Annotated in this window: 11 protein-coding genes; 5 read left to right on the top strand and 6 right to left on the bottom strand. The window is 29.3% G+C overall.

Features of this window, described 5'->3' with window-relative positions:
* Positions 1 to 323: 323 nt before the first annotated feature.
* From G5V56_RS09200 to G5V56_RS09225, 6 genes are all read right to left on the bottom strand, one after another.
* Complete coding sequence (locus tag G5V56_RS09200; RefSeq protein WP_206285887.1) at positions 324 to 2,543, bottom strand: CocE/NonD family hydrolase; 2,220 nt, start codon at positions 2,541 to 2,543, stop codon at positions 324 to 326.
* 25 nt (positions 2,544 to 2,568) lie between these two features.
* On the bottom strand, positions 2,569 to 3,258 hold the full coding sequence (locus G5V56_RS09205; protein WP_240911274.1) for a hypothetical protein: 690 nt from the start codon (positions 3,256 to 3,258) through the stop codon (positions 2,569 to 2,571).
* A 133-nt stretch (positions 3,259 to 3,391) separates the two neighbouring features.
* On the bottom strand, positions 3,392 to 4,114 hold the full coding sequence (locus G5V56_RS09210) for a LytR/AlgR family response regulator transcription factor (protein ID WP_166964135.1): 723 nt from the start codon (positions 4,112 to 4,114) through the stop codon (positions 3,392 to 3,394).
* A complete protein-coding gene (locus G5V56_RS09215; RefSeq protein WP_166964137.1) occupies positions 4,101 to 5,180 on the bottom strand; it encodes a sensor histidine kinase in 1,080 nt (359 codons plus the stop codon). Before G5V56_RS09215 ends, G5V56_RS09210 begins: the two co-directional genes overlap by 14 nt.
* 216 nt (positions 5,181 to 5,396) lie before the next feature.
* The gene (locus G5V56_RS09220) at positions 5,397 to 6,443 is read right to left on the bottom strand and encodes a WD40 repeat domain-containing protein (RefSeq protein ID WP_166964138.1); all 1,047 of its coding nucleotides are present in this window, start codon (positions 6,441 to 6,443) and stop codon (positions 5,397 to 5,399) included.
* 4 nt (positions 6,444 to 6,447) lie between these two features.
* Positions 6,448 to 7,689: a S41 family peptidase gene (locus G5V56_RS09225; protein WP_166964140.1), complete on the bottom strand. Its 1,242-nt coding sequence runs from the start codon at positions 7,687 to 7,689 to the stop codon at positions 6,448 to 6,450.
* Between the two features lie 206 nt (positions 7,690 to 7,895).
* Here G5V56_RS09225 and G5V56_RS09230 point away from each other — a divergent pair, with 206 nt between their 5' ends.
* The 5 genes from G5V56_RS09230 (at position 7,896) to G5V56_RS09250 (ending at position 13,075) form a co-directional block, all read left to right on the top strand.
* A complete protein-coding gene (locus tag G5V56_RS09230; RefSeq protein WP_166964142.1) occupies positions 7,896 to 9,020 on the top strand; it encodes a sensor histidine kinase in 1,125 nt (374 codons plus the stop codon).
* Positions 9,017 to 9,730, top strand: a complete 714-nt coding sequence (locus G5V56_RS09235; protein WP_166964144.1) for a LytR/AlgR family response regulator transcription factor — start codon at positions 9,017 to 9,019, stop codon at positions 9,728 to 9,730. Before G5V56_RS09230 ends, G5V56_RS09235 begins: the two co-directional genes overlap by 4 nt.
* A gap of 171 nt (positions 9,731 to 9,901) precedes the next feature.
* On the top strand, positions 9,902 to 10,981 hold the full coding sequence (locus G5V56_RS09240; protein ID WP_166964146.1) for a helix-turn-helix domain-containing protein: 1,080 nt from the start codon (positions 9,902 to 9,904) through the stop codon (positions 10,979 to 10,981).
* Between the two features lie 84 nt (positions 10,982 to 11,065).
* Positions 11,066 to 12,385, top strand: coding sequence for an alpha/beta hydrolase family protein (locus G5V56_RS09245; RefSeq protein ID WP_166964150.1), 1,320 nt, complete (start codon positions 11,066 to 11,068; stop codon positions 12,383 to 12,385).
* A 237-nt stretch (positions 12,386 to 12,622) separates the two neighbouring features.
* Entirely contained in the window at positions 12,623 to 13,075 is a 453-nt protein-coding gene (locus G5V56_RS09250) for a hypothetical protein (RefSeq protein ID WP_166964153.1), read from the top strand.
* Positions 13,076 to 13,098: the final 23 nt, after the last annotated feature.

The raw sequence follows: 13,098 nt of genomic DNA on the forward strand, positions 1-13,098 counted from the left end.
TTTAAGAAATAAATATCAAATTCTAATTTAGAATATCTCTAAATATTGCAAAGAGAGATAATCCAATAAGATGGCTCACATATCAAATTTTCCTTAGAAAATTTGATAAATACGTCTAAGCTGGGCAAAAAACAGGTAATGTTGATTTAAAAATTGTAAAATGAAAAAAATATGAATTAAATTTTAGGTGATTTTGTAAGACTTTAAATATTATTTAGAATAGAATTTAAGGTTTATCTATCATATAATCGAATGCATAATTACTAAATTCTAGAATAGCTTCCGGACAGATTAACTTACCAATTGGATAAATGTACTAACAACTATTTTGTAATATTCCAAACTGGCAAAGAAATACTGCTTTGTCCTGTGAAAGTTATTTTAAGAGGTGTTTTAGCATCTTTAATGCTTTCCACATTCACATCTTTTCCTGTTCCATAATTAATCTGTGCGTTGTTATTTTTGTTTACATTAACAACGATTATAATTCGACTTCCCTTTTCTAACTTTTTACTGATTAATTTAGAATTATTGAATGAAACTTGAGTTCTTTGATTCGGAGTTAGCAAATTTCTATGTTCTCTATTCTTTGCAAAACTAGCTCTACCAATATAATAACTTAAGTGGAAATATTTACCCTCTCGAGTTAGTTGATACAAGATAACAGAATAATCAACATCTTTTTTATTGATGGCAAATTCAAGATTTCCTAGAAAGGATCCGTTTATAATAACGTCTTCTTTTAAAGGCTTAGATTTAAATAACAAACCGTCTTTTAAGTTGATGTTTTCTTTTTCTAAAGGCCAAGGATAGTACTCGGTATTGGTCATGCTTTTTCTGTCTTTAAAATCAACAGTCAACTCAATTTTAGCCGCATTTGGTTTTGATTTCAACGCGTAAAAATCTTTTGTTTTCTCAGAACATAAATAAAATTGCAACGTATCATTCGTCATTGCTTGTAAACTGGGTTTATGCATCCATCTATTGGTACCCATCACCTGAAAATTCACTTTGTCTTTTAAAATACTTGGTTTTTCTTTTCCTTTTAAGATATAATCAAACCATTGATAGACCAAGTCATATCTTATATTAATTAAAGCTGCTTTGTCCAATTTATAATTTCTCAAATAGGCTTCGGGTTGGGTTTGCGCCGTCCAATGATCGTATGGCCCCACCAACAAATAGTGATTTGGATTCTTTACATATTTATGATGTTGATTGTAGTAATACATCGCTCCTCTTTGCGAGTCATCATAATATCCAGTAATCGTTAAAATTGGTATGTTAATTTTTGCAAACTCCTCTTTATATGGAATCATCTTTTTCCAAAAATCATCATAACTTGGGTGCTGCATATAGGCATTCCATAATTTATTTACTTGGCCATCTAAGCTATCTAACTTATTAAAAGCTACTCCAGATGTATACCAGTTATTTTTTAAGGTATTCCAACGGTTAAAATCTTGTGCTGCTTTATAATCTAAATATTTATTATTCGTCACATAAAAATTCCAAGAATATGAATAATTATGCAACACATTATTTTCCATAGGGTAATCAATTCCTGGAGCAATTGCCACCATTGGAACAATTGTTTTTAACGCGGGATGTACTTTGTGTTTCATTGAAGCCCATTGCGTAAAACCATTATAACTACCACCATACATACCTACTTTTTGATTGGACCATGGTTGTTTGCTAATCCAATCAATTACTTCATATACATCCGTATTTTCATATTCAAACGGCTTTACCTCTCCGCTACTTAATCGTTTCCCTCTGGTATTCATAATTACTCCAACATAGCCTTTAGAGGCTGATAACATAGCCCCTGCTTCATTGGTTCCTGCATAAATAGAAGCAATTAATATGGCGGAGTTTTTAGTAGATATAGTTCCTTTTCGTTGAATCACTACCACAGAAACTTCAGCACCATCTTTGGTGGGTATTAAAATGCTGTCATTGATATGATATCTCCGTTTGTGATCTAATCTAATTTCTTTAAAAAAGAGATCTCTTGTTGCTGCATAAACTGTTTTAAAAAAATACTTCTTCACTAAATTTTGAGCTATCTCCATAGAAATGGTATCTGTTTCAATATTTTTATAGCTATCATTAAAATCAGCAATAAAATAGTCCGTTGCATCTCTAGAAATCAAGGTGTCATCTAAATTTAGCACATGAAAATCATCAGAATTCATGAGGTATTTTTTATACAACTGCTTAAAGGTTTCCGTAAAGTTCGAAGAAATTGTTGCTTTCAGATACTGCTGATAAACATCCAAATAGATACTTTCTTCTTGGGGAGTATTGTTGATAATCAGTTCTATAGTAGCATTTGCATCTTTATACTTACCGCTTATTAATTGAAACTTAAATAGGTCGAATGCTGATAGTTTTTGTTGGTCACAGGCTGATGCCAATTGTTTCATTTGTTTTGCCAGTGCTATTGAATCGGTGAGCGCTACCTTTTTAAATAGGAGCTCTTGTCCAATAGAGGCAAACTGTATGGTAAAAAATAATGCGAATACTATTTTTTTCATTGTTGTTTTATTAAAAGGCATATACTTAATTTTTGTTCGGACTGGTGTACCTGATTAACTCATTAACATAAAGTCCTTCTCCATCATCTTGAGTGTGTTTAATATAAGTTTTAATAGTGGATGCATACCACCAAATATCTTCCAATTTACCATCAAATCCCCTTGAATTTGTAATTCTACCTTTATATTCTATTTTATAAGCCATAAATTTTCCTGCAGCTACAATTACCTCGTCATAAGATACTACTTCTACATCTTGACTGGTTTTCCCTGTTGTTCCTTCATTATTTTCCCAAGTCTGCTCATAGGTCCACTTTTTACCTACCTTTAATGGCCAATCATAACGAGGTGTTTTACTAGGCTTCTCATTTAGAATAGTTTTAATTTGAATGGTGTCATTACCATTATAAATGCCTAAGCTATTATTAAATTTGACAACCTTTTGATAGTCTTCCCCTTGAGCACGAACCTCGCCATTAACAGAACGTCTCCAATCCCAAGTCCATTGTTCTCCAATTTCATAATCATTTATTGTTGGCTTTTCTGTAACTGTTGATGTATCATTAGCACAAGAATAGAATTGTGAAATTTCATAATCATTTAAATTAATTTTATTTATCATTATTGAAGTAATGTTATCAAAATGATAAAAAAGTGAAACTACGACTGCATATATATATTTAAGCAAGTAATATGTTATATCAAAATGTCTCATAAATGTAATTTTTAAATTAGGTTTTTCTTATTTATGAAACAAAGCAATAAATTTTTTTAAAGTGTAAAAAGAGAAAGTACAGGAGTGCAGATAAACACAGATGAGCGTAAAAATAATTTATACGATGATGCACTTATAGGCTATTCCAATTTTTAAACTTAACTGATTGTCGGCTTGATACTTCTATCTTTTCACCAGTGGTTAAAGTAATTTGTAGCTTATTATTAAAATAGGGGTGAATCTCTTTTATGTAATGCGTATTGATTATTTGACTTCTATTGGTTCTAAAAAAAACGGTTGAATCTAACTTTTCTTCCAATAGATTTAATGAGCGTTTAATCATTGCTTTCTGATTACCAAAATACAAGCGTGCATAATTATCTAAAGACTCTATAAAATGAATGTCTGACAAGGGAATAAAGTAGCAATTTTCTCCATCCTTGATAAATATTTTTCGATGCATTGGTAATACACCCGTTTTAATTTCTTCTTTTTTTACTAACTCCGCTTTTACTTTTTCAATCGTTTTTGCAAAACGTTCTTCTCGTAAAGGCTTTACTAAATAATCTAAGGCATTCAATTCAAATGCTTTTACGGCATATTGATCGTAAGCCGTGGTAAAAACAACTTCTGGCACTGTTGTGAGCTCTTCTAACAAATCAAATCCAGATTTCCCCGGCATATGAATGTCTAGAAATAATATATCAGGCAAAGCACTTTCAATCATCTCCTTAGCTTCATCTACATGACTTGCTTCTCCAATAATTTCGAACTCTGGATACCCTTTCAAAGCACGTTTTACTTCTTCTCGAGCCAAACGTTCATCATCAATGATGATTGTTTTAAATGTTTTCATTAGCAGTAAATGGTATTAGAATTTTTGCTTCAACTATATCATTGTTTAGGGCTACCAATTTAAATGATGCCTTACTATTATATTGAATTTTTAATCTTTCATGAAGGTTTTTTAACCCAAGCCCCTTGCTTGTCTTGTTTAAAGATAATCTCCCTGGATTAAGCACTTGTATAGAAACAAAACCTCCCTCATTTTTAATGGTTATAGAAACAATTCCACCTTCAATCTTTGAATCAACGCCGTGTTTAATGGCATTTTCGACTAATAATTGAATGCTTAATGTTGGAATTTTAAAAGTCTCAAGTGATTTATCAACTGTAACTTCTAACTGTAAACGTTCTTCAAAACGTAGTTTTTCCAATTCTATATAATCCTTTACTAAAGCTAATTCATCTTTTATTGTAATCAAATCTTTGTCTTTTTCATACAAAGACGATCGTAATAAATCTGATAATAAATCGATAGCTCTTCTTGCGGTTTCCGGGTTTTCTATGACTAAAGATTTGATAGAATTTAAAGAGTTAAATAAAAAATGTGGATTTAATTGAGCTGATAAATTATCTAGTTGAGCTTGCTTTGCAATTACTAAAAGCTCAGCGTTTTGCTGGGTAGTTTCAATTTTATTTTGGTAATAGTGATATAAATGATAGGCCAAAATCCATATAGACATTAATCTCAAACCTGTGAGAAGTACCGGATCCCAATATGTTAGTGAATTCCATAAATCAATTTCTTTGCCCCCTATAAATTGCCAAAAGAAATACCATTTTATGTTTACAACCAACATGTATAATACTGCTAAAAGGATTATTGAGGGTAGAATTTTTCGAAATAATTGAGGCAGGCTAAGTGAGTTCCATTTTAACTTCAAAGCAATGAATCGATAGCCATGCGTTAATATTATGCCGATTAAAATATCAAGAATGTAATTAAGAAAAGTTAAAAAGTACCCATAATGGTCTCGTGTAAACACAACATAAGCCCAATAAATAGAAACCAAACTCCAACCTGAAATCTGGCATTTCCAATATAAAGAAAGCTGGTTTTTTTTATTTTGTGTGTACATTCATGAGTGCATGTCTAGAACAAAGCAACGAAATACTTTTCAATGTCAAAAGAAAAAGTACAGGAACGTAAAATATAAGTGTTAAGTGTTATAATTTTTATATTTCACGTTCAATGTTTGGTTCTAATTACTAGTATTCAACAATGCATGAGATTTTACCGTCTTTAAATTCAAAAAGTATCCTTTGAAATTTACTATAATAATTCTTTAATAGGCTTACAATTTAGTCAGTTCCCAAATATTAACTGTTCTATCTTTAGAAGGTGTTGCAATAAATTTTCCATCAGAACTTACATCCATTCCTAGACCAATATCATCTGTATGTTCTGTTATTGTTTGTAGAATTGTTTCATTCTCAATATCCCAAAGCGTTGCAGCGATAAGGAGTGTATATCCTGTGAAACCAAAATGATATTCTAATAATTCTCCTAGCATTTTTTTATCTGTTCCTCCTGCTAAAACTTTATTATTACCAATAAATATGACTGAATGAAGAGCTTCGTTTTCACCTTGTAAAGTGTGCAGTAACTCCCATGTTTTAGTATCCCATATTTTGATGGTTTTATCATCTCCTGCACTTGCTAATAATTCTCCGTTTGGACTAAAATCCATTGCTAATGGCACCATAGAATGACCCAGAATAGTTTTTATTAATTTACCTGTTTCCATGTTATAAATTCTTATAGCATTATCACTACCTGAAGCTGCTAAATAGTTTCCTGAGGGATTAAAAACTACTTCCCAAATATTATGGGTTGCTTCTTTAAATTCATATTTAATTTCTCCTGTATTTACATTCCAAACGGTAACTTTATCATCATCGCTTCCAGCAGCAATTAATTGACCTTTCGGACTAAAGTTTACAGACCAAACAACACCTTCATTTCCTTGTAATACTTTTAAAAGTTCTCCAGAATTCACATCCCATAGTCTAACTTTACCATCATAAGCACCAGTTGCAGCTAGTTTTCCGTTTGGATTAAAATCTACAGCTGGTGATCCTATTTCATGTGGTAGAATATGTAATGTTTCTCCTGTAATTCTATTCCAAATTTTAGTATTTTGATCTATTCCACCACTAATCATTAATGTATCATTTGGTGCAAACTTAACCTCCCAAACATCACCAGAATGAAGCTTAAATGTTTCTTTTAATTCAATATAGTTTGCTTCAACTAACTTGGGTTGTTTAAATAATTGCGAATACACAAAATATGTTAAACACAATACTAGCAATACAATTATGATTTTTCCTTTTTTCATTATACTATAAGTTTTCTAATTTCTGAATCATGTCTTTAGTCGATTTAGACGCTGGATCTAATTCTAAGGCTCTTCTATAAGATTTCAATGCGTTTACTTTATCGTGATTCATAAAATAAGCTTCGCCTAAACTATCCCATGAATTGGATTCCTGGGGGTATAATTTTGTGCTTTCTTGAAATACAATAATAGCTTCATCAATTGATTTTTCTTTTAGTAATGCATAACCAATGCTATTTAATACATTTTCCTTATTTCTGGTAACCGTTTTATTAATGGCATCTATATAAGCCTTTACAAAGGCTTCTTTTTTAGTGGTTTTAATAGTTGGCTGCACACCTTTTCCTTCCCAATTTGTATTTGTTACTGGATGAATTGCTTTAATATATGGTAAAGAAAGACTAAAGTCATCATTTAAATTAATTGTTCGTGTTCTGTTAGCTCCTCCTCTAGTTACTTCTCCCACAACAACCGCTTTATTCAAATGTTTTAAAGTATATGTAAATGCTTCAGCAGCAGAAAATGTATTTTCACTTGTTAATATATATAAAGGTTTATTTGTCATTCTTTTTCCATCAATAGTTTCAAAGGTGAACAATTGTGTTTTAAGGTCTTTTTCTCGCTCGTAGAAATTACTTAACAGCACGGGTTTTGCTTCCGTAAAATAACTAGATAATAATTGAATCATGCTTGGCACTCCTCCACCATTTTCTCTTAAATCTATAATAATAGCATTCGTATTATGTAGAAAGTTCATTGCAGCTGTTGCTACATCTTTTGCATAAATAGTATCTGCAAACATGCGCAAATTTAAATAGCCAATATTTCCGTTTAAAACTTTAACCACTGTAAAACCATAATTAACTTCTGCCATTTTCATTGACATTATGCTTTCTCTTTTTATTTTCATTTCTTCTGGCATAATACGTTGACTTTGTGCAATTTTTTTTGGTTCGTATTTTAGTTTTAAATGTAAATCATGACTCACATTTTGTAAATCTTGAGTCACTATTTCAGCAAAGTTGTCTGGATTTGTAATAGTCTCGTATTTGTTTGACTTTATATTTGATTTTAGCAATGCAGTCATTTCTTGTGCGACATCCAAGTCTATATAGGTTTTCAATAAATTTTTAGAAATCATTTCTGTAATTTCTACTTTTTCGTCTTTAGTAATTTCTTTGTTCTGTGCTTTTAGGTTTGTTATAGAGATAAACACTAATACTAATGTGATGATTTGTCTTTTCATTTTTATTGATTTTAAATTTGACGCAAACCTATCGTCAATCTTTAATACATAAAATTTAATTTCTTATTCACATATGTTCTAAGCACACATTTGGCTATTTTAATCACAAACTAAACTTGCGTCTAATATTGATGCGTTTGCGTTAGTTTTTAGCGAGTTGGTGCAAATCATTCTAAGATTAGGGTTAATATTAGTAGATTTACCGGGTGATTGCATTCTTAAAAAAATACAAAGCATTTATATACGGACTTATCGTCTTTAGAATTGTAGTTTTGGTATTATCGTATTATGATTTTGTGCATATTGATAATTCAGAATACTTGTCCAATACTTTAAGCTTTCTGTTTTATTGGTTTTTATTCTCTTTACCAATTTATTATTTCCCTTTTTTTAAGAAACATAAAATTAAGACACTCAAATTTTTAGTTCTAATTGTTCTTTTTGTTCTTGTTATAGTAAATGATGCCAATTCAACGATGATTGATAATCCAATTACTTTTATTGGAATTATTTGTATTGGTTTACTTTTTTTCTCAATTATAGCACCACAATTCTTTAAAAAGTATGTTTTATATACCATAGTCTTTTATGTATTGAGTTTGGGTTATTTTATCTATTTAAGGATATATACTGAGGATATAAATGTGTATTTACAGCAAGAAAAAGAAATAAAAATTATTTTAACAATTCCTTTTTTAGTATTGACTTTAGGTTGGTTTTTTCAGCATTGGAAATGGTTGAAATCATTAGAATCAAAAAAATCAAAAGCGGAATTAACTCTTTTAAAAAATCAGATAAACCCACACTTCTTTTTTAACACCTTAAATAACTTGTATGGTTTAACTGTAGAAAAATCTGATGACGCTCCCAATGTTGTTTTGAAATTATCAGACATGATGCGTTACACCATTTATATGGGAAAAGAAGATTTTGTTCTCTTAAAAGATGAAGTTGAATATTTAAATAATTATATTGAATTGCATAAAATTAGGTATCAAAAAAAAGTAGATATTCAATTTAAGTATTCTAATATATCCGATTATAAAATTGCACCACTGCTCTATATTATTGGATTAGAGAATGCTTTTAAGCATGGGGTGGAGAAATTAAAAGAGAACGCCTATATTCATATCAAAATCAACACAGATGATGGAATTGTCAGCTTTGAAATAGAAAACAATTTTGAAAAGCCAGAAACAAAACACAAGACTGGAATTGGATTAGAAAATTTAAAACAAAGATTACAATTACTATATCCAAAAAAGCATCAACTCACTATTGAAAACAACGATTCTGTATATAAATTATCTCTTAAATTAGACACAAAATGATATATTATTTAATTGTTGATGATGAACCCATTGCGCATCGTATTATAGAAAAATATTGCAATGATTTACCTTATTTGGAAAAAAAAGGTAATTGCTACAATGCATTTGAAGCAATGCAATTTTTAAATGAGAATGAAGTCCATTTATTGTTTTTGGATATAAATATGCCCAAATTATCTGGTTTTGATTTTTTAAAAACAATCCCAAATCCACCAAAAATTATTGTAACCACTGCCTACAAAGAGTTTGCATTAGAAGGATACGAGCTTAATATTTCCGATTATTTATTAAAGCCCTTTAGCTTTGAACGTTTTGCCAAAGCAGTCAATAAAACTATAATGAGTCAAGCGATTATTGAAGAAAACACTACTAAAACAGTAATTGAAGATACAAAAACAAAATCTAAAAATTTCTTTTTAAAAGGAGACAAAAAACACCATCAAATACATTTAGAATCTATTTTATTTATAGAAGCTTACGGACATTTTACTAAAGTATATTTAGAAAATGAAATGATTTTAAGTAACGAAAAAATTTCTTCTTTTGAAGAGTTTTTACCAAAAAACGAATTTATTCGCACGCACAAATCATTTATTATTGCCAAAACAAAAATTAATCAAATTGAAGGAAATAGAATTCTTATTAAAGAGCATAAAATACCAATTGGGCAAACTTATAAAAGTAGAATTAGTAAACTTTATAATTCTTAATTAACATTCCCTAAATAGTACTAATTAGCTACTATTGATAACAAATAAATTCAAAATTCTATATAATTTTACTAGTCATTGTTTAAAGGATAAACAAAAGCGCTTTATGAAATTTAATTAATGTATTATATTTAACTCAAAGTAGAGGATAAATTGTAATACTAATAGTAAATGAATTTTTACATAGAAACCCTTTTAGTGTCTATTTTGTTATTGGGATTCTATCTATCCAAAAAGCTATTTGTGCTTTCAAAAAATTCAAAATTAATAGCTTTTTATACTTTAACTATCAGTTTAATTTCATTAAATCAAATACTTTCTTATTACGATCAAACAGTCATTATTTTTCCTATTTTTAATTCCCTCACTGGTTTTTTACTAGCTCCATTATTATTTTTTCATACCATATCATTACTCAATATTAAAAATTTAAAATCTATAATTTATAAGCATTTTATTGCAAGCATTCCCGCTTTATGTATAATTATATATTGGATTTTTGATGATTACAGACGGAAACTTTTAGGTTACAATAACAACTCATACATAACTGCTTTAATTGCTTTACAATTCCTTGTATACATGTTTCTTCTCATTTATTTTATAAAAAACAACAAATTACTCATTAAAGCTATTAAGCCTACTTTGCAATATAAGAGGATTAAATTTTCAATCACCTTGTTTTTAATTCAATTTATAATTACCATTTGCCTAGTAGTAGAGAATTATTTAATTGACGATATGTCCTCTCAATACTTAGTTTTTTTAATCTTTGGTTTATTAATGACCCAACTTCTTATGATTTTTTATGAATGGAAAAGTAATCCATTGTTTTTTAGAGAAAATGATAACTTAACACACATTACACTTAAAACCAAAAATGATTTAGGAATTATTAAGAATGATTCAGATAATCTGATATTACAAGATTTAAAAAAACTTATGTCTGAACAAAAGATTTTTAAAGACTCCAATTTAAATCTGAATGGACTAAGTGCCAAATTAAATATTTCGGAACATACTTTATCAAAGATTTTAAAAGACACATTCCATTTAACGTACTCTCAATATATCAGTTTTCAAAGACTTGAAGAAGCTAAAAAATTACTTAAAGAAACTCATAATAACGATTTACGAATTAATGAAATTATGTATGAAGTAGGATTCAATTCTAAGTCAGCATTTAATACTTGGTTTAAAAAAAACACAGGTTTTACGCCAACTGCTTTCAAAAAAGGTTCTCAAAAATAAAACAGAACCTTTTTAAGTTATAAAAAAAGCCTTTTTAATTTATCTGTTTTTACTATTGCATGTAACTTTTAAATTTTAGAAACGATGGAATTTATTTTAAAACAGATTTTGAGCATTATAGCATTAGTTTTTATTGCTTTTTCTGCAGGATGTCAAAACAATCACTCAGATAATAAGAATTTTATTGGCGTTTATGAAGGTAACTTTACGCACGGAAACTTTTCTACTCCCATTCAAATAGAGATTGAAAAAGATTCTCTTAATTATTTAGTTTACTTTACCAGTCCAGATCAAAATGCTTATAGAATACCAACCTCAAATGTTTCACAGAAAGGAGACTCTATTTATTTTGAGTTAAACAGTGATTATTTTAGTTTTAAATTTAAAAATAAACGTTCCGAAGACGGCACTTACTTAAACGCTAATTTATCGGTTGATAGTATATCTCAAAACTTTAAATTAAAAAAGAGTATTAATTTAAAAGAGAGTGAAATTCGTCAAGAAGATGTTTCCTTTAAGTCTAATGATTTAAATTTAAAAGGAACTATTTATTTCCCATCTAAACCTTCTAATAAGGTATTGTATTTTGTTACGTCATCCGGAAATTCAGATAGAAGTGCGTCACGAGCTGAAGCTATCAAGTTTACCAATCAAGGTTTTATTACATTTCATTTTGATAAACGTGGCACCGGCGTTTCAGAAGGAAATTGGAGGAGTTCTTCTATTGAAGAATTATGTATGGATGACATAAATGCACTTAAATTTTTATCAAAAAAACTGAACATACCATTTTCTAATATGGGTATTAAAGGAAGTAGTCAAGGAGGAACTAAAGTTCCTTATATTTTAAGCAAAATAGAAAATCTGGCTTTTGGTATTGTTGTGAGCTGCCCATCTACTTCGTTATTAGAAAGTGATTTAAATTACTGGAAAAACAATAATCAATCAACAATCGAACATAAATATTTTGACGAAGCTTTTTCTTTAGAGCGTTTAGTTTACCAATATATTGGTGGAATAACAACACGAGAAACGCTTGAAGAATCAATTATTCAAAACAAACATAAACCTTGGTTTTCAAAGTTATGGATACCTAACTTGGACGAAGTTGAAATTGACAGAAAGCTTCAATTTACACCGATGCCCTATTTTAAATTAATAAATCAGCCACTATTAATAATCCAAGGAACTAAGGACGAAATTATTCCAGAAGAAAGTAGTGCTTCAATTTTTGAAGTTTTAAAAAATAAACAGAACTACTCAAAAGTTGTTTTACTAACGGATGCAAATCACTCAATGCAATTAGTAGGAAATAGTGATTTCCCGTATTGGCCAATGCCACATCCTGAATATCTATCCTCAATTTATGATTGGCTGAACAACTTACCAATTCAGTTTAATTAGGATGCCCCAAATTCAAACCAAATTCTAATTTACTCTATCCAGGAATTGCCCCCATTTTTTAGCTAACAATATCTAATTATGTATAATTAAGTTACCCCATTTCTCTATTAAATGATAACCAGCAAAATTTGTTATTTCAATTGCCTATGCGCCTTTTAATCTCATTTTTTATATAATTTTTAAATTAAAGTGTAATAATTATTGTTTTAAGACACTAACCAAGAAAGCATTAACATTATGACACTAAATAAAGCAACTAACTTTTTTGAAAGCTTAGTATCTAAAACAGATAATAAATCTGAAATTAAAGTTTACGAAAAATTTCTTGACATTCTAAACGAATTAAAAACCAGAGAGTTCTCTCAAGAAGAAATTCATTCTATTGAGATGGAACTTGAGAACTTAAATTTAAAATCAAATCCTGAAAACAGAAAAAAATACTTTAAGAAAGCATTAAGTAAATTTGAGAACTATTTAAAGGATGTATTTTCCTTAACTTCTAAAGGGTATTATACCAATCTTGGTATAGGTTTAGGATTAACTTTTGGAATTCTTTTTGGAATTGTGTTTTTATCAAGTCTTGAGCGGTCTTTAGGTATTGCTTTGGGTTTAAGTTTTGGAATGTTAATTGGGTTAGCTGTTGGCAAATCTCTGGACTCCAAAGCCAAAAGTGAAGGCAGAATGATTTAAATTATCTCTCTGCGTTTTAAAAT

It is taken from the genome of Yeosuana marina, from assembly GCF_011762485.1.
GTDB classification, from domain to species: Bacteria; Bacteroidota; Bacteroidia; order Flavobacteriales; family Flavobacteriaceae; genus Yeosuana; species Yeosuana marina.